This is a genomic window from Quisquiliibacterium sp. (assembly GCF_982640115.1).
Genome location: NZ_CEXFHW010000005.1, coordinates 26,489 through 52,980 on the forward strand (window position 1 = coordinate 26,489; position 26,492 = coordinate 52,980).

23 protein-coding genes are annotated in these 26,492 nt (G+C 71.9%); 11 read left to right on the forward strand and 12 right to left on the reverse strand.

Annotated elements, in window-relative coordinates; all coding sequences use genetic code 11:
• Nucleotides 1-181 precede the first annotated feature (181 nt).
• Together glgC (AC2H6A_RS01225) and glgA are read left to right on the forward strand one after the other, a co-directional pair.
• Nucleotides 182-1,450, forward strand: coding sequence for a glucose-1-phosphate adenylyltransferase (glgC, locus tag AC2H6A_RS01225; RefSeq protein ID WP_484271305.1), 1,269 nt, complete (start codon nucleotides 182-184; stop codon nucleotides 1,448-1,450).
• A gap of 2 nt (nucleotides 1,451-1,452) precedes the next feature.
• Nucleotides 1,453-2,910, forward strand: coding sequence for a glycogen synthase GlgA (gene glgA / locus AC2H6A_RS01230; RefSeq protein WP_484271306.1), 1,458 nt, complete (start codon nucleotides 1,453-1,455; stop codon nucleotides 2,908-2,910).
• 47 nt (nucleotides 2,911-2,957) lie between these two features.
• Here the strand turns inward: glgA and glgC (AC2H6A_RS01235) are convergent, their stop codons facing one another.
• Nucleotides 2,958-4,361, reverse strand: a complete 1,404-nt coding sequence (gene glgC / locus AC2H6A_RS01235) for a glucose-1-phosphate adenylyltransferase (protein WP_484271307.1) — start codon at nucleotides 4,359-4,361, stop codon at nucleotides 2,958-2,960.
• A gap of 95 nt (nucleotides 4,362-4,456) precedes the next feature.
• Nucleotides 4,457-5,326 carry an alpha/beta fold hydrolase gene (locus AC2H6A_RS01240; protein ID WP_484271308.1) on the reverse strand — a complete coding sequence of 290 codons (870 nt, stop codon included), beginning with the start codon at nucleotides 5,324-5,326 and terminating at the stop codon, nucleotides 4,457-4,459.
• A gap of 126 nt (nucleotides 5,327-5,452) precedes the next feature.
• Between AC2H6A_RS01240 and AC2H6A_RS01245 the strand changes: the two genes are divergently transcribed.
• Nucleotides 5,453-7,039, forward strand: a complete 1,587-nt coding sequence (locus tag AC2H6A_RS01245) for an AMP-binding protein (protein WP_484271309.1) — start codon at nucleotides 5,453-5,455, stop codon at nucleotides 7,037-7,039.
• A 1-nt stretch (nucleotide 7,040) separates the two neighbouring features.
• Here the strand turns inward: AC2H6A_RS01245 and selD are convergent, their stop codons facing one another.
• Nucleotides 7,041-9,335: a selenide, water dikinase SelD gene (selD, locus tag AC2H6A_RS01250; protein WP_484271310.1), complete on the reverse strand. Its 2,295-nt coding sequence runs from the start codon at nucleotides 9,333-9,335 to the stop codon at nucleotides 7,041-7,043.
• Nucleotides 9,336-9,462: 127 nt separating this feature from the next.
• On the opposite strand from selD, the gene AC2H6A_RS01255 reads away from it, so the two are divergent.
• Nucleotides 9,463-10,359 (forward strand): DMT family transporter, encoded by an 897-nt coding sequence (locus AC2H6A_RS01255; protein WP_484271311.1) that lies wholly within the window; start codon nucleotides 9,463-9,465, stop codon nucleotides 10,357-10,359.
• Nucleotides 10,360-10,369: 10 nt separating this feature from the next.
• On the opposite strand, the gene AC2H6A_RS01260 is transcribed toward AC2H6A_RS01255, so the two are convergent.
• On the reverse strand, nucleotides 10,370-11,569 hold the full coding sequence (locus tag AC2H6A_RS01260) for an aminotransferase class I/II-fold pyridoxal phosphate-dependent enzyme (RefSeq protein WP_484271312.1): 1,200 nt from the start codon (nucleotides 11,567-11,569) through the stop codon (nucleotides 10,370-10,372).
• Nucleotides 11,570-11,694: 125 nt separating this feature from the next.
• On the opposite strand from AC2H6A_RS01260, the gene AC2H6A_RS01265 reads away from it, so the two are divergent.
• Nucleotides 11,695-12,078: a cytochrome C gene (locus AC2H6A_RS01265; RefSeq protein WP_484271313.1), complete on the forward strand. Its 384-nt coding sequence runs from the start codon at nucleotides 11,695-11,697 to the stop codon at nucleotides 12,076-12,078.
• Here the strand turns inward: AC2H6A_RS01265 and AC2H6A_RS01270 are convergent.
• A complete protein-coding gene (locus AC2H6A_RS01270; protein ID WP_484271314.1) occupies nucleotides 11,979-12,938 on the reverse strand; it encodes an alpha/beta fold hydrolase in 960 nt (319 codons plus the stop codon). The two genes, AC2H6A_RS01265 and AC2H6A_RS01270, sit on opposite strands and share 100 nt — an antisense overlap.
• A 13-nt stretch (nucleotides 12,939-12,951) precedes the next feature.
• Nucleotides 12,952-13,974: an RNA methyltransferase gene (locus AC2H6A_RS01275; RefSeq protein ID WP_484271315.1), complete on the reverse strand. Its 1,023-nt coding sequence runs from the start codon at nucleotides 13,972-13,974 to the stop codon at nucleotides 12,952-12,954.
• Between the two features lie 84 nt (nucleotides 13,975-14,058).
• Here AC2H6A_RS01275 and AC2H6A_RS01280 point away from each other — a divergent pair, with 84 nt between their 5' ends.
• From AC2H6A_RS01280 to AC2H6A_RS01295, 4 genes are all read left to right on the forward strand, one after another.
• On the forward strand, nucleotides 14,059-14,232 hold the full coding sequence (locus AC2H6A_RS01280) for a DUF6726 family protein (RefSeq protein ID WP_484271316.1): 174 nt from the start codon (nucleotides 14,059-14,061) through the stop codon (nucleotides 14,230-14,232).
• 49 nt (nucleotides 14,233-14,281) lie between these two features.
• Nucleotides 14,282-15,034: a hypothetical protein gene (locus AC2H6A_RS01285; protein WP_484271317.1), complete on the forward strand. Its 753-nt coding sequence runs from the start codon at nucleotides 14,282-14,284 to the stop codon at nucleotides 15,032-15,034.
• 141 nt (nucleotides 15,035-15,175) lie between these two features.
• Entirely contained in the window at nucleotides 15,176-16,732 is a 1,557-nt protein-coding gene (locus AC2H6A_RS01290; RefSeq protein WP_484271318.1) for an acyl-CoA carboxylase subunit beta, read from the forward strand.
• Between the two features lie 57 nt (nucleotides 16,733-16,789).
• The gene (locus tag AC2H6A_RS01295) at nucleotides 16,790-18,448 is read left to right on the forward strand and encodes an N-acyl-D-amino-acid deacylase family protein (RefSeq protein WP_484271319.1); all 1,659 of its coding nucleotides are present in this window, start codon (nucleotides 16,790-16,792) and stop codon (nucleotides 18,446-18,448) included.
• A 32-nt stretch (nucleotides 18,449-18,480) separates the two neighbouring features.
• Here AC2H6A_RS01295 and AC2H6A_RS01300 read toward each other — a convergent pair whose 3' ends face one another.
• Nucleotides 18,481-19,341, reverse strand: a complete 861-nt coding sequence (locus AC2H6A_RS01300) for a TauD/TfdA dioxygenase family protein (protein ID WP_484271320.1) — start codon at nucleotides 19,339-19,341, stop codon at nucleotides 18,481-18,483.
• A gap of 213 nt (nucleotides 19,342-19,554) precedes the next feature.
• Between AC2H6A_RS01300 and AC2H6A_RS01305 the strand changes: the two genes are divergently transcribed.
• Both AC2H6A_RS01305 and AC2H6A_RS01310 read left to right on the forward strand, forming a co-directional pair.
• Entirely contained in the window at nucleotides 19,555-20,322 is a 768-nt protein-coding gene (locus AC2H6A_RS01305) for a citryl-CoA lyase (protein ID WP_484271321.1), read from the forward strand.
• Nucleotides 20,319-21,308: a Bug family tripartite tricarboxylate transporter substrate binding protein gene (locus tag AC2H6A_RS01310; RefSeq protein WP_484271322.1), complete on the forward strand. Its 990-nt coding sequence runs from the start codon at nucleotides 20,319-20,321 to the stop codon at nucleotides 21,306-21,308. The genes AC2H6A_RS01305 and AC2H6A_RS01310 overlap by 4 nt, the downstream gene beginning before the upstream one ends.
• Nucleotides 21,309-21,516: 208 nt before the next feature.
• On the opposite strand, the gene AC2H6A_RS01315 is transcribed toward AC2H6A_RS01310, so the two are convergent.
• From AC2H6A_RS01315 to AC2H6A_RS01335, 5 genes are all read right to left on the reverse strand, one after another.
• Nucleotides 21,517-22,191: a gamma-glutamylcyclotransferase gene (locus AC2H6A_RS01315; protein ID WP_484271323.1), complete on the reverse strand. Its 675-nt coding sequence runs from the start codon at nucleotides 22,189-22,191 to the stop codon at nucleotides 21,517-21,519.
• Nucleotides 22,188-23,270, reverse strand: a complete 1,083-nt coding sequence (locus tag AC2H6A_RS01320) for an aromatic ring-hydroxylating oxygenase subunit alpha (RefSeq protein WP_484271324.1) — start codon at nucleotides 23,268-23,270, stop codon at nucleotides 22,188-22,190. The genes AC2H6A_RS01315 and AC2H6A_RS01320 overlap by 4 nt, the downstream gene beginning before the upstream one ends.
• On the reverse strand, nucleotides 23,267-23,818 hold the full coding sequence (locus AC2H6A_RS01325) for a methylated-DNA--[protein]-cysteine S-methyltransferase (RefSeq protein ID WP_484271325.1): 552 nt from the start codon (nucleotides 23,816-23,818) through the stop codon (nucleotides 23,267-23,269). Before AC2H6A_RS01325 ends, AC2H6A_RS01320 begins: the two co-directional genes overlap by 4 nt.
• Before the next feature lie 9 nt (nucleotides 23,819-23,827).
• On the reverse strand, nucleotides 23,828-25,066 hold the full coding sequence (locus tag AC2H6A_RS01330; RefSeq protein WP_484271326.1) for a cystathionine gamma-synthase family protein: 1,239 nt from the start codon (nucleotides 25,064-25,066) through the stop codon (nucleotides 23,828-23,830).
• Between the two features lie 136 nt (nucleotides 25,067-25,202).
• Nucleotides 25,203-26,192, reverse strand: a complete 990-nt coding sequence (locus AC2H6A_RS01335) for a Bug family tripartite tricarboxylate transporter substrate binding protein (protein ID WP_484271327.1) — start codon at nucleotides 26,190-26,192, stop codon at nucleotides 25,203-25,205.
• Nucleotides 26,193-26,492 lie beyond the last annotated feature (300 nt).

Here is a 26,492-nt window from a genome sequence, read left to right on the forward strand (position 1 = left end):
ATCGAATGCAATTTCCATGCGACCCTGCGTCCGGGGGGTGGTTTTTCTCCCTCAATCCGGCGCTGATTCGCTGAGCGCGCCACTCGGGTAATGGCGGCCGATCGGTGCTTCGCCGCCACCCTGACGCGGCAGTGCAGCATGCGCCGATGCGTCGCCTTTCGGCCTTCCTGGAGAGCGTCCCGTGACACCCAATGAACTGGCCCTGAGCCTGGAGCTGCCCAAGCGGGCCGTGGCCCTGGTGCTGGCCGGCGGCCGCGGCAGCCGGCTGATGAGCCTGACCGACCTGCGCGCCAAGCCCGCGGTGCACTTCGGCGGCAAGTTCCGCATCATCGACTTCGCGCTGTCCAACTGCCTGAACTCGGGGGTGCGGCGCATCGGGGTGCTCACCCAGTACAAGAGCCACAGCCTGATCCGCCACATCCAGCGCGGCTGGGCCTTCCTCAAGAGCGAGATGAACGAGTTCGTCGACCTCATGCCGGCGCAGCAGCGCATCGACGAGGCGAGCTGGTACCGCGGCACGGCCGACGCGGTCTACCAGAACCACGACATCCTGCGCAGTTACGGCGCCGACTACATCGTGGTGCTGGCCGGCGATCACATCTACAAGATGAATTACGCGGTGATGCTGGCCGACCATGTCGCCAAGGGCAGGCCGTGCACGGTGGCCTGCATCGAGGTGCCGCGCCAGGAGGCGCGCGGCTTCGGCGTGATGGCCGTCGACGAGAACCGACGGATCACCGACTTCATCGAGAAGCCCGCCGACCCGCCGCCGATGCCGGGCAAGCCCGACAGTGCGCTGGCGAGCATGGGCATCTACATCTTCAACGCCGACTACCTCTACCGCGAGCTCGAACGCGACATCCGCGACCCGGCCTCCAGCCACGACTTCGGCAAGGACATCATCCCGCACGCGGTGCGCCAGGGCGATGCCAATGCCCACCCCTTCGAGCTGAGCGCGGTCGGCGGCGAGCCGGGTGACAAGCCCTACTGGCGCGATGTCGGCACGGTGGATGCCTACTGGGACGCGAACATCGACCTCACCGCCACCTCGCCGATGCTCGACATGTACGACGCGCGCTGGCCGATCTGGACCTACCAGCCGCAGCTGCCGCCGGCCAAGTTCGTGCACAACCAGGATGACCGCCGCGGCACCGCGATCGAGTCCCTGGTGTCAGGCGGGTGCATCGTGTCGGGTCATGTCGAGCGCTCGGTGCTCTACTCCAATGTCCGGGTGCACTCCTACTCGCGGGTGAACTGGTCGGTGCTGCTGCCCGATGTCTCGGTCGGCCGCGGCGCACGGATCTCGCGGGCGATCATCGACAGCCGCGTCAGCATTCCCGAGGGCCTGGTGATCGGCGAGGACCCGAACCTCGACGCGGTCCGCTTCTACCGCACCCCCACCGGGGTGACGCTGGTCACGCGCGACATGCTGGCCCGCATCAAGGCCTGAGCATGCGGGTCCTCCATGTGGCGGCGGAGATCTTTCCGCTGGTCAAGACCGGCGGCCTGGCCGATGTGGTCGGCGCGCTGCCGCCGGCGCTCGCCGCGCTCGGCGCCGATGTCCGCCTGCTGCTGCCGGGCCTGCCCGCCATCACCGAGTCGGTGCTGCATCCGCGGCTGGTCTGGCAGGGCGGTCCGCTGTTCGGCGCGGCGCGCGTGGCGATCCGCCTGGGCCGCATGCCCTACAGCAAGCTGCCGGTCTACATCGTCGATGCGCCCTGGTTCTATCGCCGGCCGGGCAGCCCGTATCAGTCGCCACAGGGCGTGGAGTGGGCCGACAACCTGCAGCGATTCGCCCTGCTCGGCTGGGCGGGCGCCCATCTCGCCGGCGGCGAGCTCGACCCGGCCTGGATGCCGACGGTGGTGCACACCCACGACTGGCACGCGGCCATGACCTGCGCCTATCTCGCCGCCAACCCGGCAGCCACGGCACGCTCGGTGTTCACGGTGCACAACCTCGCCTACCAGGGCCTGTTCAGCCAGGGCGATTTCGGCCAGCTCGGCCTGCCCTCGGCCTTCCTGCACTCCCACGGCATCGAGTACCACGGCCAGCTCTCGTTCATGAAGGCCGGGCTGAAGTACGCGCGACGCATCACCACCGTGAGTCCCACCTACTCGGCCGAGATCGCCACCCATGAATTCGGCTGCGGTCTGGACGGCGTGATCCGCGGCCGCCGCAGCGATGTCTCGGGCATCCTGAACGGGGTCGACACCGCGATCTGGAATCCGGCCACCGATGCCAGCCTGGTGGCGCCCTACGATGCGCAGGCGCTCGAGGGCAAGGCGCGCTGCAAGGCCGCGCTCCAGGCCCAGATGGGGCTGGCCGCCCAGCCCGACGCGCCGCTGTTCGGCGTGGTCAGCCGGCTGACGTCGCAGAAGGGGCTCGACCTGGTCCTGGCGGCGCTGCCGGCGCTGCTCGCCGGTGGCGCCCAGCTCGCGCTGCAGGGTGCGGGCGACCCGGTGCTCGAGGCCGCCTTCCAGGCCGCGGCCGACGCCCATCCCGGCCGGGTGGCGGTGCGCATCGGCTACGACGAGACCTTTGCGCACCGGCTGATCGCCGGCGCCGATCTGATCATGGTGCCCTCGCGCTTCGAGCCCTGCGGCCTCACCCAGCTCTACGGCCTGCGCTACGGCACGCTGCCGCTGGTGCGGCGGGTGGGCGGGCTGGCCGACACCGTCACCGACGCGAGCGACGAGGCGCTGCGCCGGGGCAGCGCCACCGGCTTCCTGTTCGGCGAGGCCACACCGGCCGCGCTCGAATCGGCGATCGCGCGCGCGCTCGTGCTGTACCGCGAGCCGCCGCGCTGGCGTGCCGTCATGCAGCAGGCCATGGCCCAGGACTTCAGCTGGGCCGGCTCGGCCGCGCGCTACCTCGAGCTCTACCGGGTGATGACCGGCGAGCCGCACTGAGCGGCTCCCGGCCCGGGCAACGATCGGGCCGGGACACCTCGCAGGCCTCAGATCAGGCTGCCGCCGGCGAGCCGGTCCTGACCGAGCATGGCCGCGGTGATCAGGGTCACGCCGCGCTCGGTGACATGGAAGCGAGCGGCATCGGCCCGGGGATCGAGCCCGGCGGTGAAGCCGTCGGGGAGCACGCAGTGCTTGTCGACGATCGCCCGGCGCAGCGTCACGCCGCGACCGATGCTGACATTGGGCAGCACCACCGAGTCCTCCACCAGACTGCCCTCGGCCACCCGAACCTTCGAGAACAGGATCGAGCGGCGCACCGTGGCGCCGCTCACGATGCAGCCGCTGGAGACCAGCGAGTCCAGAGACATGCCGCGCCGGCTGGCCTCGTCGAACACGAACTTGGCCGGCGGCAGCTGGCGCTGCAGGCTCAGGATCGGCCACTGGTCATCGTACAGGTTGAGTTCGGGCACCACCTGGGTGAGGTCGAGGTTGGCCTCCCAGTAGGCATCCACGGTGCCGACATCGCGCCAGTAGGGGCGATCGCCCACCATGTTCACGCAGCTGCGCTCGAAGCGATGGGCGTGCACATGATGGCGCGGCACGATCCAGGGCAGCAGGTCGCGGCCGAAGTCGTGGCTGGAACACGGATCGGCCGCGTCGCGGGCAAGCTCGCGGTACAGGAAGGCCGCATCGAAGACATAGATGCCCATGCTGGCCAGCGCCTGACCGGGCTCGCCGGGAATCGGCTCGGGCCGCTCGGGTTTCTCGGCGAAGGCGCACACCCGGCTGTCGGCATCCACCCGCATCACACCGAAGCCGTTGGCCCGCTCGATCGGCACCCGCAGGCAGGCCACGGTGGCCTTCGCGCCGCTCGCCACATGGTCGGCGAGCAGGGTGTAGTAGTCCATCTTGTACACATGATCGCCGGCGAGCACCAGCACATGCTTCGGCTCGGCCTCGCGCACGATGTCGAGATTCTGGTAGACCGCATTGGCGGTGCCGCTGTACCACTGGTCATCGAGCCGCTGCTGGGCCGGCACCACATCGACGAACTCGCCGAGGTTGGCCTCCAGGAAGCCCCAGCCGCGCTCGACATGGCGGATCAGGCTCTGGGCCTTGTATTGCGTGAGCACGCCGATGCGGCGGATGCCGGAGTTCACGCAGTTCGACAGCGGAAAGTCGATGATCGTGAACTTGCCGGCGAAGGGCACGGCCGGCTTGGCGCGCCAGTCGGTGAGCTGATGCAGACGCGAGCCTCGACCGCCGGCCAGCACCACCGCATAGGTGCGCTGCATCAGGTGGCTGAAGGCGCCCGCCACCGGCAGACCTTCACGGGCACGGTAGCCCCCGCGGCGGCCGGCAGCCGAGGGCTCGGGCGGGTGGCGGTGATGGACCTCGGCCGGCGCGACGCAGCTGCGGGCAACGAAGGCGAGCGGATCGGGGTCGGCCAAGCGACTCTCCTGCGGCCGGCATTGACGGGGACCGTCATGCTGACCGCGCACGCCCCACGCGGCATTGAGGGCGCGCAATCGCGCCGGGCGGGCGCTCAGCCGGCGAGGAAGTCCTCGATGAGCGCAGCCAGCCGCTCGGGCTGGTCGTGGTGGATGTTGTGGCCGGCCTCGGGCACATGCGCGATGCGCAGATCGGCATAGGCACCCATGCGCTCGTCGAACTCCTGGGGCCGCGCCTGCAGGCGCGCCCACAGGCCCGACTGCTCGCCATCGATCCACAGCACCGAGGCGGTGGTCTGGCGCCAGCACTCGAGCTGCTCGGCATAGGGCACCGGCAGCGGATTGATGCGCTTGTGGGCAGGGTCGGCGCGGCGGACCACCCCGCCCTCGGGCGCCTCGCGGCCCCAGTGCTCGACCAGGAAGCGGGCGCGCGCCTCGGTAAGACGCGGGTTCTCGGAGCCCATGCGCAGGGCGAACTCCTCGAAGCTGTCGTAGGGCCGCTGCGCGGTGTCCTCGCCGAGCTGCATCAGCCACTTGGCGATGCGCCGCGGCGCGGGATCCTGGCGGCTGGCCGGGGGGCCGAAGCCGTCGACATTGACGAAGCGGGCCACGCGGTGCGGCGCCACGCCGCTGTAGAGCGCGCCGATGTTCGCACCCATGCTGTGACCCACCAGGCGCACCGGCTCCTCGGGGCTGTGGTGCTCGAGCAGGCCGTGAAGATCACCGAGGTAGTCGGGGTACCAGTAGGTGTGGGCGCCGCTCCAGCCCGACAGCCCGTAGCCGCGCCAGTCGGGGGCGATCACGCGCCAGTCGCGCTGCAGGGCATCGACCGTGAACTGCCACGAGGCGGAGACATCCTGGTTGCCATGCAGCAGGAACAGCCGCGGCGCGCCGGCCGGGCCCCACACACGGCAGTGCAGGCGCACGCCGCGGATCTCGATGAATTCGGACTGGCTGGGTTTCAAGGCGGACGGGCCCGGACACGGGCCATGGGCAGGGGGATGGGCCAGAATAGCAACTCCCGCCAGCCACCGCGGCGGCGCGGCGCATGCTTCGAACCGCGGCCGCCGCGGCCCCCTCCGGAGACCGGCATGCAGACCCTGTACCAGGCCTTCGCGCAGGCCGTCACCGACGCGCCGAACGCGCCTTTCCTCGCACAGCCACCGTCCATGGGCGGACGCGTCTGGCGCTACGCGGAGGTTGCCGCCGAGGTCGACCAGCTGAGCGCGCTCTATGCCCGCCGCGGCTGGGGCGCGGGCCACCGCATTGCGCTGGGCGTGGGCAACGTGCCCGAGCACTTCTTCCACTTTCTCGCGCTCAACCGCCTCGGCGCCTCGATCGTGCCGATGAACCCGGATCACCGCGGCGGCGAGATCCGCTATCAGCTCGGCCACTCCGGCGCCGAGCTGGTGGTGGCCAATGCCGAACGCGGTGCGGCCACCCGCGAGGCCCTGGCCGGCACGGCCGGCCCGCCCATCGTGGCCGGCGATCGGCTGGCCGATGACCTGCCCACGGCGCCGCCAGCGCGCCGCGCGGCGGGCGAGCCCTGGCGCGCCGAGACCGCCATCCTGTACACCTCGGGCACCTCGGGTCTGCCCAAGGGCTGCATCCTGACCAACGAGTATGTGCTCACCGCGAGCGCCTGGTACCGCGACAGCGGCGGGCTGCTCGCGCTGCGCGAAGGGCAGGACCGGGTCTTCAACCCGCTGCCGGTGTTCCACATGAACTGCGGCATCAACACCCTCGGGGCGATGATCCTCACCCGCAACTGCCTGATCATCCCCGACCGATTCCACGCCAGCACCTGGTGGGCCGATGTCGGCGGCTCGGGCGCCACCGGCATCCACTACCTCGGGGTCATGCCGCCGGCCCTGATCAAGCATCCGCCCTCCCCGCACGATCGCGCGCATGCGGTGCGCTGGGGCCTTGGCGCGGGCTGCGATCCCACCCTGCACGCCGAATTCGAGGCGCGCTTCGGACTGCCGCTGATCGAGGTCTGGGGCATGACCGAGACCGGCCGATTCCTCGTCAACCACGAGGAGCCGCGTCAGGTCGACACCCGCGCGTTCGGCCGGATGCGCGCGCCGATCGAGACCCGCGTGGTCGACGACCAGGACCGACCGGTGCCCGCCGGCCAGCCCGGCGAGCTGCTGGTGCGCTGCGCCGGCGACGACCCGCGCCGCGGTTTCTTCAGCGGCTATCTCGACGACCCCGAGGCCACCGAGCGCGCCTGGCGCGGCGGCTGGTTCCACACCGGCGACATCGTCAGCGTCGACGACAGCGGCATGCACTACTTCATCGACCGCCGCAAGGACATGATCCGGCGCTCGGGCGAGAACATCTCGGCGGGCGAGGTGGAGGCCGTGCTGGCCGCCCATCCCCTGGTCCACCGCGTGGCGGTGATGGCGGTGCCCGACGAGATGCGCGACGAGGAGGTGCTGGCGGTGGTGGTGCCCGCGCCTGGCGTGAACGGCGACGCGGCCTGCGCACAGACGCTCACCCGGCACTGCCTGGCGGAGCTTGCCTACTACAAGGCTCCGGCCTGGGTGGTGTTCCGCGACGAGCTGCCGGTGACCTCGACCAACAAGCTGCAGAAGCACCGCATCTTCGGCAAGGACGAAGACCCGCGCGCCTCGGCGATCGATTGCCGGGGCATCAAGAAGCGGCCCGGAGCCTGAGTCAGAGCCGCAGCAGCACCGGGGCGAGCGCATCGCCCTGCGGCAGGATGCGGCCGATCAGCGCGGCCTGCGGGGCACCGCCGGCGCGCAGCGCGCGCAGGCAGTCCTCGGCCCGCGCGGCCGGCACGCTCGCGAGCAGGCCGCCTGCGGTCTGGGGATCGAAGAGCAGCCGGTAACGGGGATGCGCGATCGCGGCCTCGGGGTTGCGTACCGCGCGGCGCAGCCGCAGGTTGGCCGGCTGCAGCGAGCTCAGGATGCCGGCCGCGGCGGTCTGCTCGGCACCGGGCAGCACCGGCAGGGCCTCGAGATCGATCTCGGCATCCACGCCCGAGGGTCGGGTCATCTCCACCAGGTGGCCGAGCAGACCGAAGCCGGTGAGATCGGTGCAGGCGGTGGCGCCGTGCTCGCGCAGGCAGCGCGCCGCCTCGCGGTTGGACACGCACATCGAGGCCAGGGCCGCGTCGATCCAGTCGCCGCGGGCCTGGAGCCGGTCGTGCGCGGCGAACAGCGTGCCGGTACCGATCGGCTTGGTCAGCACCAGGACATCGCCCGGCTGCATGCCGCCCTTGCGCAGCACCGTGGAGAGATCGGCGGCCACCAGACCGTTCACGGCGAAGCCCAGCGCCAGCTCACGCCCCTCGCCGGTATGCCCGCCCACCAGCGCGCAACCGGCCTCGTTGAGCACATCGACCGCGCCGGTCATCATCTGGCGCAGCAGATCCTCGGTCTTGCTCTCGAGGCCGGGCGGCACGGTGACGATCGCGGTGGCGCTCTGCGGCTGACCACCCATCGCCCAGATGTCGCCCAGCGCATGGTTGGCCGCCACCTTGCCGAAGAGCCAGGGGTCATCGATGAAGGCGCGGAAGAAGTCCACGGTGTGCACCATGGCCATGCCGGGTGGCACCGCCACCACCGCGGCATCGTCGGGCGCGTTCAGGCCGATGAGCACATCGGCCCGGTCGAGCGGGCGCAGATCGGCGAGCGCCCGCGACAGCACGGTGGCGCCCACCTTGGCGCCGCAGCCGCCGCAACGCATGGCGATCGCCGACAGCGCCTGCGCGGCCTCGTCCTCGCGCAGCGCCAGGCCCGCCCCCGGCGCCACGGCGGCCGCGGCCCCGCCAGGCGCGGCGCTCATCGGCGGGAACTCGCTGAAGCGGGCCATGAAGCGGCGGTCGATCCAGTCCTTCCAGCGCCACACCCAGTCGCCGCGGAAGCCGATCGCGCCGCGCGAGGCGATGGCATGGCGCTCACCGGTACCGATCAGCGCCAGCCAGCGGCGCTGCGGGCGATAGGGCCGCAGCGGCTCGCCGGCAAGCGAGCGGCGCAGATTGGCTGCCAGAGGCTTGCCCTGGCGCACCGCGAAGACCCCGGCCTTCTCGAGCGGGCGGCCCTCGATCGCCGCGATGTCGCCCGCGGCAAACACCTCGGGGTCGGTGATCGACTGCAGGGTAGGCCCGACCCGCAGGCAGCCGTCCTCGTCCAGGGCGAGGCCGGTGCCGCGCAGCCAGGGCGCGCCGCCGGCCCGGGTGACCCACATGATCTCGTCGGCGGGCAGCTCGCTGCCGTCGGCCAGGCAGAGCACGCCGGCGCGCACGGCGCGCACTTCGGCACGCTCGTGCACCACCACACCGCGCTCGCGCAGCAGGCGCGCAAAGCACTCGCGCACCCAGCGGTTGTGGGTGGGCATGAGCCCGCCGCGGCCGGTGACCAGATGGAAGGTCAACGCGCCAGGATCGCGCCCGAGCCCGCGCAGTTCGGCGCCGAGCCGGTGCTGCATGGCGAGCAGCAGCTCGACCCCGCCCGCGCCGCCGCCCACCACCGCCACGCGCCAGTGGCCTTCGCGGGTGCGAACGCGCTCGAGCAGCGCCTGCCAGCGGGCATCGAAGCGGCCGATCGGCTTGACCGGCACGGTGTGCTCGGTGGCGCCGGGCACCGGGTCGGTCTGCGGCGTGGAGCCGATGTTGACCGAGACCCGGTCGTAGGCCAGCGGCGGCCGGTCGCGGCACAGCACCCGATGGTTGGCGCGATCCAGCCCCACCACCTCGTCGCGCAGGAAGCGCGCGCCGGCGAAGCGGGCCAGTCGGGGCAGGTCGATGTGGACCTCGTCTCGCCGGTACCAGCCGGCGACATGGCCCGGCAGCATGCCGGAGTAGGGCGTGAAGCTGTCCTGGCAGACGAGGGTGAGCCGCACGCCGGGCATGGGCCGCATGGCGAACCGGCGCAGCACGCCGACATGGCTGTGACCCCCGCCCACCAGCACGATGTCGCGCAGGATGGGCTGGTCGGCAGGCTGCATGATCGGGAGGTCCTCGGGAGAAGGCGCCGGCACACGACGCGGCCGGCCTGCGGAGGATAGACCAGAACCGGTACGGCCCCGGCCGATGGCGGATCCACGCCAGGCGGGCCCTGCCTATACTCGACCGATGAACGCAACCGATCCGGGCCAACCCGCCGCGCGCCAGTTCGCGCCGGTGCTGCGCGGCATGGCCTGGATGGCCGTCGGCGGCCTCACCCTGTGCACCATGAACGGGGTGATGCGCATCCTCACCCAGCAGCTCGACCCGCTGCAGTCGCAGTTCCTGCGCTATGTGTTCGGGCTGGCGGTGATGCTGCCCATGGTCCTGCGCGACGGGATCGCCGCCTACCGGCCCAACAACCCGCGCGGCCTGTGGTGGCGCGGCGCAGTCCACACCGCAGGCCTGGGCCTGTTCTTCCTGGCCCTGCCGCATCTGCCGCTCGCCGATGTCACGGCCATGCAGTTCACCAGCCCGATCTTCGTGCTGGTCGGCGCGGCCCTGGTGCTGCGCGAGAAGGTGAGCGCCGCACGCTGGCTGGCCGCCGGCGTGGGGCTGGCCGGCGTGCTGATCGTGCTCGGCCCGCACCTCACCGGAGCCGGTTCGGGCTGGTGGAGCCTGGTGATGCTGGCGGCCTCGCCGCTCTTTGCCGCCTCGTTCCTCATCAACAAGGCGCTCACCCGGCACGACTCGCCGAGCGTGATCGTGTTCTGGCAGAACGTGGCGGTGATGCTGCTCACGCTGCCCTTCGCCCTGCCCGGCTGGCGCGATCCCACCGGCCTGCAGTGGGCGCTGTTCCTGCTGTGCGGGCTGCTGGGCACCGTGGCGCACCTGTGCATGACCCGGGCCTTCAGCCTGGGCGACATCTCGGCGCTGCAGCCGATCCGCTTCCTCGACCTGATCTGGGCGGCGTTGCTCGGCCTCGCGCTGTTCGGCGACACGCCTTCGCCCACCGCGCTGCTCGGCGGTGCGGTGATCGTGGCCGCCACCTTCTGGATCGCGCGCCGGGAATCGGCGCGCGGCTGAGCGCCGGGGCTCAGAGCAGCGAAGCCACCCGCGCCAGCCCCTCGTCGGCCACTGGCAGGGGCTGCACCAGCGCCAGCCGGATGAATTCGCGGCCGCTGTTGCTGCCATCGGGCGCGGGCTGCGTGAGGTACTCGCCGGGCAGCACCTTCAGGGCCCGCTCGGCCCACAGCCGCCGGGTGAGCGCGGCGCCGTCAGGCACCCGCAGCCACACGAAGAAGCCACAGGGCGGACGCCGGTAACCGGCGTAGCCGGCGAAATGGCGATCGGCCAGGTCAAAGCGCGCGGCCAGGCGCTCGCGCATCTGCACCACATGGGCGTCGTCGGACCAGAGCGCGGCGGCCGCGGCCTGCAGCGGCGCCGGCGTGCAGGCCGTGCCGTTGAGGCGGACCTTGTTCAGCGCGGCCACCACGCGGGCATCACCGGCGACGAAACCCGAGCGCATGCCCGCCGCGCTCGAACGCTTGGACAGGGAATGCAGCACCAGCACGTTGTCGAGCCAGCCGGCCGAGCCATCGGCCTGGGCCAGCACCTCAAGGGCCCCCACCGGCGGATGCCCGTCGTGCAGTTCGGCATAGCACTCGTCGAACACCACCAGGAAGCCGTGGCGGCGCGCCAGCGCGACCGCCTGGCGCATGCGCTCGGGCGCCAGAACCTGGCCCTCGGGGTTGGAGGGCGAGCAGAGGTAGAGGATGCCGGTGCGGGCCAGGGTGGCCTCGTCGATCGCGTCGAGGTCGATCTCGAAGCGCGGAAATCCGCTCTGCGGCAGGTAGACCGGGGTGGCGCCCGCCATGATCGCGGCCGCGCGGTAGGTCTGATAAAAGGGATTGGGCATCAGCGCCACCGGCTGCGCGCGCGCCTGACCGATCGCCACCGAGGCCGCCAGGAAGAGCGCCTCGCGGGTGCTGGCCACCGAGGACAGCTCCCGGTCGGGCCGCACGCGGCCGCGCGCGCCGGGGTAGCGGCGATCGAGGTAGCCGGCCACCGCCGCCAGGAAGGCCGGCGTGCCCAGCGAGGGCGGATAGCGGTTCCAGTCGTGGGCATTGGCGGCCACGGTCTGCGCGAGCAGCGCCGGCGGCTCGTCCTGCGGCTCGCCCACGTGCATGAGGATGGGCGCGAGCCCTGGCGCGGGCTGCAGATCGGCGATCAGCGCATCGAGGCGGCGGAACGGCGACTCGAACTGGTCGATGCGTTCATTCAGGTGCAGGGTCATGCGGGGATCCTGGGAGCGGGTCAGCACCGGTGCGCGGGCTGATCGGGACCGGATTGAGAAAACACAGGGCGGCCGGCCAGGGCCACGGCGATGATCGCACGGCCTGTTGCCTGCGAGGTGAGTCCATGATCCCGAAAGCCCCGCGGCGGGCGGCGCTGGCCGCCGCGCTGCTGCTGTTGGCCGGCGCGCCGATGGCCGCGCCGGCGCAGCCGGCCGCCGATCGCGGCGCGCTGCTCTACGACACCCACTGCATCGGCTGTCACGGCACGCAGGCGCACTGGCGGGATCGCCGGCTGGTCACCGACTGGCCGAGCCTGAACGCGCAGGTGCGCCGCTGGCAGGAGACGCAGCGGCTGGACTGGACGCCGGCCGACATCGCCGCCGTGGCCGGCTACCTGAACCAGCGCTTCTACCGCTTCAAGCCGGTGGGCGATGCCGGGCCCGCAGCCAGCGCCTGCTCCGCCACGCGATCGGCCAGCGGCTGCCAGACCGAGGGCGGCAGGTCGTGACCCATGCCCTCGATCTCCTGCAGCCGCGCCCCGGGGATGGACGAGGCCAGCGCGCGGCCGTGGGCGGGCGGCAGCAGCGGATCGGCCAGGCCACGCACCACCGTGACCGGCAGGCGCAGCCCTGAGAGCGCCGGCGTGCGGTCGCCACCGGCCATGATCGCGGCGAGCTGCCGGGCCGTGCCCTCGGGTCGCCAGGCGCGACCGGCGGCCGCCCCGATACGCTGACGCAGGCCTTCGGCATCGCGCGCGGTCTCGGCACTGCCCAGCAGGGTGAGCAGACCGGCCAGATGCGCGACCAGCGCCGGCAGATCGCGGGGGTCGGGCCGGTGCGCGCCGGCGGCATCGGCCGGCAGGCGACGCACGGCGGGCGGGCGGGCAAGCATCGCGGCACGCACCCTGCCGCTCGGCCCGGGCAGGCCGCGCGCACCCGGCGTGGACATCACCAGCGTGAGGCCGCGCACGCGCTGCGGCACACGCAGCGCGGCCACCTGGGCGATCATGCCGCCCATCGAGGCACCCACCAGGTGCGCCGCGGGCAGGCCCAGCGCATCGAGCACGCCGACCGCATCATCGGCCATGTCCTGCAGGGTGTAGGGCGAACGCACCGGCAGGCGCAGCGAGTGGCGCAGGCCCAGCCAGGCGAGGTTGGGCAGGCCATGGGCCGCGAAGTCGGCCGACAGGCCGGCATCGCGGTTGTCGATGCGGATCACCCGCAGGCCCTGGCGCACCAGCATCGCCACGAAGGGCTCGGGCCAGGCCACCAGCTGCATGCCCAGCCCCATCAGCAGCAGCACTGGCGTACCGCCGGGCGGGCCCTGGTCGTCGACCTCGATCGGGATGCCGTTGGCGATCAGGCGCATGGCGACCGTCGGCTCAGATGAAGCGCACCGGCTGCTCTGCCGGCAGGGTACGGGCGCGCAGCTGGCCGCAGCCGCCGTCCACGCTCTGGCCGGCCGACTGGCGCAGCTTGGTCAGCACGCCGCGCCGGTGCAGGGCGAGGGCCATGGCCTGGGCACGGGCGGGGTCGGGCCGCTGCCAGGGCAGGCCTTCGACCGCGTTCCAGGGAATGAGGTTCATCACCGCGTACTGGCCGGCGAGCAGCGCGGCGATCGCCTCGACCTCGTCGTCGCCGTCGTTCACGCCGGCGAGCAGCGTCCACTGGTACTGCACCGGGTAGCCGGTGAGCCGGCCGTAGGCCTGGGCGAGCGAGACCAGCTCGACCGGATCAATCACTGGCGCACGGGGCAGCAGCCGGGCACGCAGCTCGGCCCGGGTGGTGTGCAGCGAGAGCGCCAGCGCCGGCCGCACCGGCCCCTGGGGCAGGCGCTCGAAGGCCCGGCGATCGCCCACCGTGGAGAAGACCAGGTTCTTGTGGCCGATGCCGCCGTCGGTGCCGAGCAGGGCGATCGCCTCGAGCACCGCGTCGAGGTTGTGGGCCGGCTCGCCCATGCCCATGAACACCACCTTGCGCACCGGCCGCAGCGCGCGCGCCAGGGCCACCTGGGCCACGATCTCGGCGCTGCCGAGCTGGCGCAGCAGGCCTTCGCGGCCGGTCTGGCAGAACACGCAGCCCACCGCGCAGCCCACCTGGGTGGACACGCACAGGCCACCACGCGGCAGCAGCACGCTCTCGACGGTCTGGCCGTCGGCCAGCGCCACCAGCAGGCGCTCGGAACCATCCTCGGCCGGATGACGCGACACCAGCCGCGCCAGCGCGGCCAGGTCTTCGCGCAGTGCCGGCAGGGCCTCGCGCATGGCCAGCGGCAGCCACTGCGCCGGACGGCGCGGACCATGATCGGGCGGCAGGGCCTGCGACCAGCCCTGCAGCGCCCAGCGCTGGTGGGCTGCATTCGCGCCACAGGCGCGCAGGCGGTCACGGATCGACTCGATTCGCATGGCCGGGCCGATTATAGTGAGCGGCGGGCACGCCCCCTGCATGCCCTTCCCGGCCCCTCAACCCGCCCCCAGGAAAGCCTCGCCATGCGTCGCCTCTCACGGATTCTCCTTGCCGCGCTGCTCGTCACCAGCCTGTCAGGCTGCGGCCTGCTGGCCGCGCCCTGCCGGGTCGCCTCGGCGGTGATCAAGATCGTCCCGGTGGTCGGCCATGCAGCCGCGCTGCCCACCGACGCCTGCGCCGCCGCCCTCGATCCCTGAGTCGGCGTGACGGCGCTGACGAACCAGGCCTGAACCGGCCGCCGCGCCCGTGTCGATCCTGCACCGGCTGCCCGGGCTGCTGATGCTCGCCGGGCTGCTGGCGGTTGGCGGCTCGCTGCACATGCGCGACCGTCTGCCCGAACCCGCCAGGCTGCTGCCCGAGATCCACGCCGAGCCCCTCCAGGAGGCCGAGCAGCGCCAGCCCTTCCGCCACCGGGTGGGCGAGATCGAGTACACCGTGAAGCCCCTGTTCCGCTACCGGCTCAGCGGCCTGGTGGTCAGCCGCCACGATGCCGGCGTGTGGTGGGACATCGTCCATCGCAAGGACTGGCGTGACCACCTCAATGTGGTCGACCTGTGCGTGATCTGGGGCCCCAATGCCCGCACCGGCGCCTATCAGGGCCTGCGCTTCTGGAGCGAGATCTTCACCTGCAACGCCGCCACCGACTCGGGCGAGGCCTGGGAACGCTTCGACCCGAACGCGCTCTCGAACAACCATCTGCTGGCGAGCGACCCGCGGCTGGTGCGCTTGCTGCGCTCGGTGCGTCCGGGCGATCAGGTCCGGGTGGAGGGCTACCTGGCCGAGTACTCGCATCAGCACGGCCGTTCCTTCCGGCGCGGCACCTCCACGGTGCGCACCGACCGCGGCGATGGCGCCTGCGAGACCATCTGGGTCACCGAGGCCCAGGTGCTGCGCACGGCCAACCGCGGCTGGCGCCTGCTCATGCCGATCGGCCTGGGCGCGATCGCGCTCTCGGTGCTGCTCTGGTGGTTCGTGCCGCTGCCGCGACTGAGCGACTGAGCGACTGAGCGGCTCAGGCGCCATCGACGCGTCCCTCGGAACGCCGCCGGTTTCACCCTTCGCACTCTTTGCGGCCCCGGCGCGCCCCTATGGCAGACTGGCCCTGATCACAACCCGGAATTTCATCCTAGGAGACAGGGCATGAGCTGGCAGCCGGAGCTGGACGAACTCGAGCGCCGCAAGGCGTTCGCCCGCGAGATGGGCGGCGCCGACAAGGTCAAGCGGCAGCACGATGGCGGCCGGCTCACGGTTCGCGAACGCATCGACGGCATGCTCGACACCGGCAGCTTCATCGAGGTCGGCTCCATCTCCGGCATCGGCGAGTACGACGAGAAGGGCGCGCTGCGACACCTCACGCCGGCCAACTGCGTGTTCGGCCGCGGCAAGGTCGACGGCCGACCGGTGGTGATCGTGGGCGACGACTTCACGGTGCGCGGCGGCTCGGCCGACGCCTCGATCAGCGCCAAGCCGCTGATGGCCGAGGAGATGGCCGCCGAGTTCCGCATGCCCATCATCCGCATCATCGAGGGCTCGGGCGGCGGCGGCTCGGTGAAGACCATCGAGACCAAGGGCGCCTCCAACCTGCCCGGCGGGGTCGGCGGCACGCGCGGCTTCTACCACATGACCGCCAACCTCGCGCAGGTGCCGGTGGTGGGTCTGGGCCTGGGCTCGGTGGCCGGGCTGGGCGCGGCGCGGCTCGCCTCCAGCCACTTCTCGATCATGACCCGCGATTCGGCCATGTTCGTGGCCGGCCCGCCGCTGGTGGCCCGTCTGGGCCAGCCGCTCAGCAAGCAGGAGCTCGGCGGCGCCGAGCTGCAGGCGCGCGCCGGCGGCATCGACAACATCGCCGAGACCGAGCAGGAGGCCTTCGAGCAGGCCCGCCGCTTCCTGTCCTACCTGCCCTCGTCGGTGCACGGCCTGCCGCCGATCACCGACTGCAGCGACGACCCCGAGCGTGCCGACGACTGGCTGCTCTCGGCCATTCCGCGCAACCGGCGGCAGATCTACAAGATGCGGCCGATCATCGAGTCGGTGGTCGACAAGGGCTCGTTCTTCGAGATGGGCCGGCAGTTCGGCCGCTCGATCATCGCCGGCCTGGCGCGGCTGGGCGGCCACCCGGTGATGCTGCTGGCCAGCGACCCCTACCACTACGGCGGGAGCTGGAATGCCGAGACCTGCCAGAAGGTGGTGCGCTTCGTCGACCTCGCCGAGACCTTCCACCTGCCGGTGGTCTACCTCATGGACTGCCCGGGCTTCCTGATCGGCCTCGATGCCGAGAAGACCGCCACCATTCGCCACGGCGTGCGCGCCATGGCTGCCATGAACCAGACCACCGTGCCCTGGTGCACGATGATCGTGCGCAACGCCTTCGGGGTGGCCGGCGCTGCCCACCAGCCCGGCGCGCGCCTGTCGCTGCGCTACGGCTGGCTCTCGGCCTACTGGGGCTCGCTGCCCCTGGAAGGCGGCATCGAGGCGGCCTACCGTGCCGACATCGAGGCCGCGCCCGACCCCAAGGCCAAGCTCGCCGAGATCGAGGAGCGGCTGAACGCGCTGCGCTCGCCCTTCCGCTCGGCCGAGAAGTTCTGGGTCGAGGAGATCATCGACCCGCGCAAGACCCGGTCGCTGCTGTGCGAGTTCGCGCGGCTGGCCGAGCCGGCACGCGTGCCCGGCCGCAACGGCAATGCCATGCGGCCCTGAGTCCCGTCACCGTTCCCCGAGTCCGCACCACCACCGAACCCTTCAGGAGCAAGCACCATGGCCCATGATCTCGTCATCCGAGGCGGCAGTCTGGTCGACGGCACCGGCAGCGAAGCCGTGCCCGGCGACATCGGCATCGACAACGGCGTCATCACCGCGATCGGCAAGGTCGACGGCAAGGGCCGTCGCGAAATCGATGCCGATGGCATGACCGTCACGCCCGGCTTCATCGACATCCACACCCACCTTGACGCCCAGATCGGCTGGGACCCCGACTGCACGCCGGTGAGCTGGCATGGCGTGACCACCGCGCTGCTGGGCAACTGCGGCGTGACCTTCGCGCCCTGCAAGCCCACCGACCGTGAGCTGCTCGCCGGCATGATGGAGACCGTCGAGGACATTCCGCGCAACGCCATCCTCACCGGCCTGCCCTGGAGCTGGGAAGACTACGGCGGCTACCTCGACGCGGTCGAGAAGATCCGCCCCGGCATCAACATCGCCGGCCTGGTCGGGCACAGCGCCGTGCGCTTCTATGTCATGGGCGAGCGCGCGGTCGAGGAGCAGGCCACGCCGGAAGAACTGCAGCGCATGGCCGAGGTGGTGGGCCGCTCGATCGACGCCGGCGCGGCCGGCTTCTCGATCAACCGCTTCGCGATGCACACCCTGCCCGATGGCCGCGCGATCCCGGGCACCTTCGCCGACGAGAGCGAGATCATCGCCATCTCGCGCGAGGTGGCGCGCCGCAACGGCCTGGTGCAGGCGGTGGGCGCCGAGCTCAGCCTGCTGCAGAACATCTCCGACGCCGCCCGCGCGCGCGTGCTGTGCAGCTACGGCGCCGGCCGCGGCGACCTCGCCGGCGCCACCGAGCGGCGCAACGCCCTCGAGGCGATCTGCGAGGGCCGCGACATCACCGCCATCACCCAGGTGCGCAGCTCCGGGATGATCTACGGCCTTCAGGCGGCGCTGCCGGTGCGCGGCCCCACCTGGGGCCGGGTGCAGAAGCTGCCCACGCTGGCCGAGCGGGTGGCGGCGCTGCGCGATCCCGAGACCTTCGCGGCCATGGTCGAGGAGGGCAAGGCCGGTGGCTTCAAGGCCAACCTCGGCACGCCGGTGGAAGACATGTACTACATGGGCGACGCCGACACGCCGGCCTACGCGGCCGACGCCTCGATGAGCGTGGTCAACATGGCGCGCGAGCGCGGCGAGCACTGGACCGAGACCTTCCTGCGTCTGTCCCGCGACAGCCACGGCAAGGCGCTGTTCACCCTGCGCATGTTCAACCCCAACCTCACCGGCCTGGAGCACATGTTCCGCAGCCGCCACTGCTTCCCCAGCCTGGGCGATGCCGGCGCGCATGTCTCGCAGGTGATGGACGCCGGCTGGGCCACCTTCATGCTGTCGTACTGGGTGCGCGAGCGCGGCTTCTTCAGCATGGGCGAGGCGGTCGAGCGCATGACCTCGCGGCCCGCACGGGTGCTCGGCCTGAGCGACCGCGGCGTGCTCGCGGTCGGCAAGCGCGCCGACATCAATGTGTTCGACGCGGCGCGGGTGGCCGAGCGCCATCCCGAGATCGTCAACGATCTGCCCGGCGGGGCGCGCCGCTTCAACCAGCGCGCGGTGGGCTACCGGGCCACGATCGTCAACGGCGAGGTCAATGTGCTGAACGACGAGCACACCGGCGCGCGTGCCGGCCGCGTGCTGCGGCACGGCCGCTGAGCGTCGTCAGCGGGGCCGGCCGCCGCGCCGGCTCAGGCAGCGAGCGGCTCCTCGCCCTTGATGGTGGTGCGGTGCATCTCGCGGCGGTGGCCGTGGTAGTCGTTGACCGCCATGTGCTGCACCGCGCGATTGTCCCAGATGGTGAGCATGCCGGGACGCCAGACCACCCGGATGATGAACTCCGGGCGGATGGAGTGCTCGTGCAGGTAATCGAGCAGCCCGGCGCTCTCGGCCTCGGTCATGTCCTCGAGGCGGATGGTGTAGCCCCGGTTGGCGAACAGCGCGGTGCGGCCGGTCTCGCCGTGGCGCCGGGCGATGGGATGGGCACGCTCGGCGAGCGCCTCCTCGCCGGTGCGGATCTTCATCGATCGCAGGATGCCCTGGCGGAACACGCTCTGCGGGCCGTAGGGGCGACGCGCGCTGTGCATGCCGCGCAGACCCGAGAGCATGCGCTGCATGCCGGCCGAGAGCGACTCCCAGGCCAGGTACTGGTTGGCGAACAGCGTGTCGCCGCCCACCGGCGGCAGTTCGCGCGCATGCAGCAGCGTGAAGCTCGGCGGGGTGTCCTGGAAGCTCCAGTCGCTGTGCCAGTTGCCGCCGAAGTTGAAGCGGGTGGTCTCGTCGGCCTCCTTGACCACCGCGATCACGTTCGGGTGCGTCTCGGAGCCCTCGACGAAGGGCTCGATGCCGAAGGGCCCGAGGCGGGCGCTGAACGCAGCCAGCGCCGAGTCGTCGAGCGGCTGGTCGGGGATGGTGACCACCAGGTTCTCGAGCATCGCGCGACGGATCTCCGCCATGGTCTCGTCATCGACGCCAGCGGCAAGGTTGACGCCGGTGATCTCGCCACCGCCGGCGCCGCACATCTGCCTGACCTGGATTCGACGATAGCTCATGGGGTTCTCCTGAAGGTGCGGTGAGCGTCGATGCTAACGACGAATGCCGCCGCGGGAACGGGTGCCGGTGCCGAAGCGGAACGCTGCGCCGCGCGGCGCAGCGGCTGCTGCCCCGCCCGCCGTGGACGGCCGCGGGCGCATGCCGCATCCTTGCGCCCTTCCCTCCCTTCACCGGCGCCGCCCCCGCGACGCACCCTGTCAGCGAGATCCGCCATGAGCCAGCCCCCGCCCACCACCGCCATCTGCCATGCCACGCCCGAGGCGATCTTCGTGCGCGGCGCCAACCTGGTCGACGAGCTCATCGGGCAGGTGAGCTTCACCGAGATGATCCTGTTCCAGATGCTCGGGCAGCGGCCCACGCGGACCCAGACCGTGCTGCTCGACGCCGTGCTGGTGACGCTGATGGAGCACGGCCTCACGCCGAGCGCGATCGCCACGCGGCTGATCTACGACTCGGCGCCCGAGGCGCTGCAATCGGCGGTGGCTGCCGGCGTGCTGGGCGTGGGCAGCACCTTCATCGGCACCATGGAGGGCTGCTCGGCCCTGATCGCCGAGATGCTGGAGGCCCCCGAGGGCGTGCCCACGCGGGCTGCCGCCATCGCCGACCGGCTGCGCGCCGAGCGCAAGCCGGCGCATGGCTTTGGCCACCCGCACCACAAGCCCGACGACCCGCGCTCACCGCGACTGTTCGAGGTGGCCCTGCGCGAAGGCGTGCCGGGCCGGCACATCGCCGCGCTGCAGACCCTCTCGCGCGAGATCGACCGCGCCTTCGGCCGGCACCTCACCATCAACGCCACCGGCGCGATCGCGGCGGTGCTGGGCGAGATCGGCATCCCGCAACCGGTGATGCGCGGCATCGCGGTGATCAGCCGCGCCGCCGGGCTGGTGGGCCACATCTGGGAGGAGCGCCAGCGTCCCAGCGCGCGCTGGATCTGGAACACCGTGGAGCACGGCATCGCCTACGACGGAGACGCGGCATGAGCGCGACCGCCCGCCTCACGCGACGCCGTCAGCTGCTCGCCGCCACCGCGGCGGCCGCGTTCGCGCCGCTGACCGCGCCGGCGCGCGCCCAGACCTTCCCGAGCCGCGGCGTGAAGATCATCGTGCCGCAGACCCCGGGCGGCGCCTCCGACACGCTGGCGCGCATCGTCGGCCAGCGTCTGGCCGAGCTCTGGAAGCAGCCGGTGGTGGTCGAGAACCGGCCCGGTGCCGGCGGCAACATCGGCATGGAAGCGGTGGCGCGTTCACCGGCCGACGGCCACACCCTGCTGATGAGCTATGTGGGCACCCATGCCATCAACGGCGCGCTCTACCGCAACCTGCCCTTCGATCCGGAGCGTGACTTCGCCGCGGTGGCCACCATCGCCACGGTGCCGTTCGTGATGGCGGTCAACGCGAAGACGGGGCCGCGCAGCGTGGCCGACTTCACCGCACAGGCCCGCGCCCGCCGCCTGACCTTCGGCTCGGCCGGCAACGGCTCGGTCAACCATCTTCTGGGCGAGATGTTCAACGCCGCCGCAGGCGTTCGGGTCGACCATGTGCCCTACCGCGGCGCGGCGCCGGCGCTCAACGACCTGATCGGCGGCCAGATCGATGTGGTGTTCACCAGCCTGCCCTCGGTGGCCGGCTTCATCGCCAACGGCACGATCCGGCCGCTGGCGGTCACCAGCCCGAAGCGCTCACCGGCTTTCCGCGACATCCCCACCATCGCCGAGTCGGGCATCGCGGGCTTCGAGGTCACGCCCTGGTTCGGGCTGTTCGCGCCCGCCGGCACGCCCGCGGCGGTGGTGAGGCAGATCAATGCCGATGTCGCCGAGGCGGTGCGCACGCCCGAGGTGGCCGAGAAGGTGGCCAAGGCCGGCGCCGATGCCTTCCTGATCCCGCCCGAGGAATTCGCCGGGCTGCTGCGCGCCGACATCGCGAAGTGGGCAAAGGTGGTGCGCGACGCAGGCGCCAAGCTGGACTGAGTCAGCGGCACCCCCCGGGGGGTCGCCGCCTGCTGGCCGTCGGCGAGCATGAACTCCTGGGCGGCGGCCGCGGCGGCAAGCCGCTGGTCGCAGGTGGCAAGGACAGGCAGCAGCGCCCGATCGAGCACCCCTGGCGAGCGTTCGACCAGATTCACCCGCGCGGTCAACTCGCGCGCCTGCCGGGCGTGGCTGGCGCCAGCGCCGCGTTTCAGACCTCGCGCATCCCGCGCAGCCGGGCCGCCACCAGCGCCTGCATGCGGCGCAGGTAGCGGTCGGACAGGCCGTGGGCCTCGGCCATCTCCCAGGTGTTGAGCAGGTACTCCGCCGCCGACCCCGCGTAGCCGCAGGCGCGGGCCATGTAGTCGGCCACCTGCTCGTCGGGCAGACGCCCGGCATAGCGCAAGCCCTCGCGGCGCACCACGAAGGCCAGCGCGGTCACCGGTCCGGCGGGCGTGGCCGCGCGCACCCAGCGGGCGTGGTACCCGCGGCCGATCATCTCGCGCTGCCAGAGGCGCTCGAGCAGGCTGGCCACGCCACGCGCCGGCAACCGCAGCACCATGCCCTGGCAGCAGCCACCACGGTCGAGGCCGAGCATGAGGTTGGGCCGTTCGCGGGTGGCACGGTGCCGCCACTGCCACAGGCAGAAGCGACGATGCCAGCCGTGCAGCATGGCAAGCCGCTTCTCGACCACCGGCACCTCGGGCTTCCACATCAGCGAGCCGTAGGCGAAGACCCACACCGGGCCACCGGCCGGCCGCGAGCGCTGGCAGGCCCGCAGCGACTCGGCAAGCTCCTGCGGCGTGGCCAGTTCCACCGCCTCGCCCTGGTCATCGACCGGACCGGGATGCACCGCCTGCACCAGCTCGCGGGTGAGGCGGGTCATGGCGCGCTCCGCCAGGCCGCGCGCAGCAGTTCATGGAAGTGCCACACGCCCTGCTCCTGCGCCGGGTTCAGTCGCCCGGGCGGCCACGAGCCGCTGGCCATGCCGCGCTGGACCGCAGCGCAGATGGCCGCGTCCTCGGCCTGCACGGTGTCGCTGAAGGCGAGGTCGGCCGCCACGCGCTGCGGGTCGGCCTGACCGGGCAGGTAGGCGTAATCGAAGACCACCGTGCAGCGGCCCGGACCGTCGGGCAGCACCCGGTTGGTCTGCAGTCGGCCGGGCAGCAGGTTGATCATGGTGTTGGGATAGATGAACCAGTAGAGCGCCTCGCCCGAGCCGTAAAGCGCATCGGCACTGTCGAGCGGGCTGGCCTGCAGGCTGTGCCAGCGCGACAGCGTGGTGGCGTAGGCCTGGGCATCGAGCAGGCCGCTCAGCCCAGGGTGGACGCAGCGCACATGGTAGCCCTCGAGGTAGTTGTCGACATAGAGCTTCCAGTCGCAGTCCACCCGATAGACCACCCGGCGCTCGGGACGCATCGCGGCCAGCGACACGCCGCCCAGCCGCGCATCGATGCCCTCGACCACCTCGGCGAATGCCGGCGCAGCCGCATCAAGGCAGACGAAGACCAGACCCTGCCAGCAGGCCAGCCGGGCTTGCGGCAGGCAGATCTCGCGCGGATCGAAGCCCGGCACACGGGCCATGCCGGGGGCGCCGAGCAGACGGCCATCGAGGGCATAGGTCCAGCCATGGTAGCGGCAGCTCAGGCGCTCAAGACCGCTGCCGGCGCAGGCTGCCAGCGGCCCGGCGCGATGGCGGCAGACATTGTGGAGCGCGCGCAGCACGCCCTCGCGGTCACGCACCAGCACCAGGGGCACACCGGCGACCTCGGCCAGGGTGTGGTCGCCCGGGCAGGCGAGCTCGGACTCGCGGGCCGCCAGTTGCCAGCCGCGGGCCAGCACCGCAACGCGATCACGCTCACCGGCCTGCGGATCGGTGTAGCAGCGGGCCGGCAGGGCACAGGCCTGCGCGAGCGGCTGGGGCGCAAGCCAGTCGGGCGTGGCCGGCGGCGGGGCGGGCGTCACTGCGCAGCCGCCCCGGCACCGGTCATGGCCTGAGCTTCGCGGCGCAGCAGCGCTGCCTTGCGGGCCAGGCCCCAGCGGTAGCCGGCCAGCGAGCCGTCGCTGCGCACCACCCGGTGACAGGGCACCCAGACCGCCAGCGGGTTGGCCGCGCAGGCGCTGGCCACCGCCCGCACCGCCAGTGGCAGACCCAGACCCTGCGCCAGGCGGGTGTAGGTGGTGGGCGCGCCGGGCGGCAGCGCGAGCAGCGCCTGCCAGACCCGCTGCCGGAAGGCACTGCCGGGCGTGTCCCGAGGCAGGTCGGCGAGCAGGGCCTGTGCGCTGGCCGGCTGCTCGAGCGCGGCGGTCACCCGCGCGAGCAGCGCCCGGTCAGTGGCATCGTCGGCGATCTGGAGCGCCGCGGACGGCCAGCGCCCGCGCAGCTCGTCGAGCAGTTCCTCGTGGCCATCGGCCAGCGCGATGGCCCTCACGCCGGCACGGCTGGAGGCGACCAGCACCCTGCCCAGCGAGCACTCGCCGAGCACGCAGCGAAGGCGCAGGGCCGGCAGCAAGGGCGCGGCTCAGGCCTCCACCCGGGCGAGCGCCTGGGCGAAGTCCGCCTGGAGGTCGTCGTAATCTTCGATGCCCACCGACAGCCGGATCAGCGATTCGGCGATGCCCATCTTGGCGCGCTGCGCCGCTCCCATCTCGAAGAAGATGGTGTGGGACACCGGGATCGACAGGGTGCGGGTGTCGCCGAGGTGGCTGGACTTGATCACCACCTGCAGCGCGTCGAGAAAATCGAAGCAGTCGATGCCCTGGCGCAGCTCGAAGGAGAGCAGCCCGCCGAAGCGGCGGAACAGCGCCGCCGCCCGCGCGTGCTGGGGGTGTCCCGGCAGACCGGGGTAGGCCACGCGGGCCACGCCGGGCTGCGCCTGCAGCCAGGTGGCCAGGCGCATGGCATTGTCGCAGGCACGGTCCATGCGCAGCGCAAGGGTCTCGGCACCCACCGCCAGCCGGTGCGCGTGCTCGGCCGAGAGCGTGGCGCCGAAGTCGCGCAGGCCCTTCTTGCGGATCTGCTGCAGGCCCCAGTTGGCGGGGTTGCCCTTGCGATAGGGCGCGGCGATGTTCGGGTACACGGACCAGTCGAACAGACCGGTGTCGGACACCGAGCCGCCCAGGGCGTTGCCGTGCCCGCCGATCCACTTGGTGAGCGAGTTGACCGAGAGCGAGGCCTTGACGCTGCGCGGCAGGAACAGCCAGGGCGAGGTCATGGTGTTGTCGACCACGTAGAGCACGCCGCGCTGCGCGCAGAGCTCGCCGATGCCGGCGAGGTCGGCCACCTGGGTGGCCGGGTTCGCGATGGTCTCGACGAACACCAGGCGGGTGTTCGGCTGCAGGGCCTGCTCGACCGCATCGGCATCGGTGGCATCGACGAGGCTCACCGCCACCCCGATCGCCGATAGCGTCTGCAGCAGGCTGTTGGTGTTGCCGAACAGGTACTGGCTGGAGACCACATGGTCGCCCGCGCGCAGCAGCGCGACCATCATGGAACCGATGGCGGCCATGCCGGTGGAGAAGCACACCGTGCCCTGGGCCTGCTCCATGAGCGAGACCTTGGCCTCGAGAGCCGAGGTGGTGGGGTTGCCCTGCCGGCCGTAGACATGGCCGGCCTTCTCGCCCTGGAAGACGGCGGCCAGGTCGCGCGATGCGGCGTAGCCGAAGGCGACCGCGGCGTGCATCGGCTTGTGGACCGAGCCATGCTCGATCGGCGACTGCCGATCGGCATGCAGCACGGTGGTGGTCAATCCCCTGGTCAAGGCGAGCGCTCCGGTGGCAAAACCCGCAATGGAACCACAAGCGGACGCAGCCGTCACCTGTCGGGCGGGCGCCCGGGCGCTGCCGGCGTGCCAGGCTGTGCCGCGCAGGCGCGACGCCAGCCGGCCACCGGCGCGATCAGTCGATCTTCACGCCGAGCGCCTCGGTCATGCGGATCCAGAGCGGACTCTCCTCGCGCCACTTGCGCTGCATGTCGGCGGCCGTGGTCGGCTTGGCATCGATGGCGAATGCCTCCCGCAGCGCCAGGCCCTTGGGCGTGTCGCCGGCCTCCACACAGAGATCGCCGAGGCGCTTGACGATCTCGGGCGGCGTGGCCGCGGGCGCGAGCATGACCAGCCCGCCATCGAGCCGGAAGATCGGCGCGTCGTAGCCCATGGAGATCATGGAGCGGATGTTGGGCAGCTTGGGATTGCGCTCGGCGCCGATCGAGGCCAGGACCTTGACGGTGCCACGCGCCAGGTGCGGCGCCATGGCCACATAGCTGCCCACCCCCACCTGGACCACGCCACCGGCGACATCCAGCCACATCGGACCCTCGCCCTTGTACTGCACCACATTGATGTTCAGCCCATGCTTGGCGTTGAACTCGGTGGCGACCATGTGCGGCACCGAACCCACGTTGTAGCTGGCCATGGCGACCGGACGGGTCCTGGCGTAGTCGAGCAGCTCGCGCACCGAATTCACCGGCAGCGATGTCGGCACCGCGATCAGCAGCGGTCCGACCGGCAGGCCCGACACGGAGATGAAGTCCCTGTCGGCATCGAAGGGCAGCTTTCGGTAGAGAGCCCGGCTGCCCCATACCGACGTGAAGGTGGTGACGCCGATGGTGTGGCCGTCGGCCGGCGAGCGGGCGAGCGCCTCGAGGGCAATGAAGCCGCTCGCACCCGGGCGGTTCTCGACCACCACCGGCACCCCGAGCTTCTGGCCCATGTGATCACCGATCATGCGGGCATAGGGGTCGCTGGTGCCGCCGGGCGGAAAGCCCACCAGGATGCGGACCGGCTTGCTGGGCCAGGCCTGCGCCCGGGCCGCGGGCAGACCCGCGGCGGCAAGGCCGGACACGGTGGCGGCGCGAAGCAGGCGGCGCCGGGAAAGATCGCGAGTCATGCGTGGCTCCTGAGTGTTCCGGGCTGCGAAGGCCGGGCTGCGAATGCGTCATGATCATGGCATGCATGCCGGAGCCCGGACACCGCGCCGCGCACTTTCCGGCACCGGCAGACCCACTGGCGCGAGGGCCGGCGTATCCCGGTTCGGTGCGCCTGGGCTACCCTTTCGATGCCGCCGCCCCCGGAGCCTCGCCATGTCCGACAGCACCCTGCGCATCACGCCCTTCTCCACCGCCCTGGGCGCCGAGATCGATGGCGTCGACCTCACCGGGCCGCTCACCGATGACGCCTTCGCGCGCAT

Coding starts and splice junctions, on each gene's coding strand:
- AC2H6A_RS01265 (WP_484271313.1), top strand. CDS start 11,695: ATGATCCCGAAAGCCCCGCGGCGGGCGGCGCTGGCCGCCGCGCTGCTG.
- glgA (WP_484271306.1), top strand. CDS start 1,453: ATGCGGGTCCTCCATGTGGCGGCGGAGATCTTTCCGCTGGTCAAGACC.
- AC2H6A_RS01245 (WP_484271309.1), top strand. CDS start 5,453: ATGCAGACCCTGTACCAGGCCTTCGCGCAGGCCGTCACCGACGCGCCG.
- AC2H6A_RS01300 (WP_484271320.1), bottom strand. CDS start 19,341: ATGAGCTATCGTCGAATCCAGGTCAGGCAGATGTGCGGCGCCGGCGGT.
- AC2H6A_RS01295 (WP_484271319.1), top strand. CDS start 16,790: ATGGCCCATGATCTCGTCATCCGAGGCGGCAGTCTGGTCGACGGCACC.
- AC2H6A_RS01260 (WP_484271312.1), bottom strand. CDS start 11,569: ATGACCCTGCACCTGAATGAACGCATCGACCAGTTCGAGTCGCCGTTC.
- AC2H6A_RS01290 (WP_484271318.1), top strand. CDS start 15,176: ATGAGCTGGCAGCCGGAGCTGGACGAACTCGAGCGCCGCAAGGCGTTC.
- selD (WP_484271310.1), bottom strand. CDS start 9,335: ATGCAGCCTGCCGACCAGCCCATCCTGCGCGACATCGTGCTGGTGGGC.
- AC2H6A_RS01310 (WP_484271322.1), top strand. CDS start 20,319: ATGAGCGCGACCGCCCGCCTCACGCGACGCCGTCAGCTGCTCGCCGCC.
- AC2H6A_RS01280 (WP_484271316.1), top strand. CDS start 14,059: ATGCGTCGCCTCTCACGGATTCTCCTTGCCGCGCTGCTCGTCACCAGC.
- AC2H6A_RS01335 (WP_484271327.1), bottom strand. CDS start 26,192: ATGACTCGCGATCTTTCCCGGCGCCGCCTGCTTCGCGCCGCCACCGTG.
- AC2H6A_RS01275 (WP_484271315.1), bottom strand. CDS start 13,974: ATGCGAATCGAGTCGATCCGTGACCGCCTGCGCGCCTGTGGCGCGAAT.
- AC2H6A_RS01305 (WP_484271321.1), top strand. CDS start 19,555: ATGAGCCAGCCCCCGCCCACCACCGCCATCTGCCATGCCACGCCCGAG.
- AC2H6A_RS01315 (WP_484271323.1), bottom strand. CDS start 22,191: ATGACCCGCCTCACCCGCGAGCTGGTGCAGGCGGTGCATCCCGGTCCG.
- AC2H6A_RS01270 (WP_484271314.1), bottom strand. CDS start 12,938: ATGCGCCTGATCGCCAACGGCATCCCGATCGAGGTCGACGACCAGGGC.
- AC2H6A_RS01255 (WP_484271311.1), top strand. CDS start 9,463: ATGAACGCAACCGATCCGGGCCAACCCGCCGCGCGCCAGTTCGCGCCG.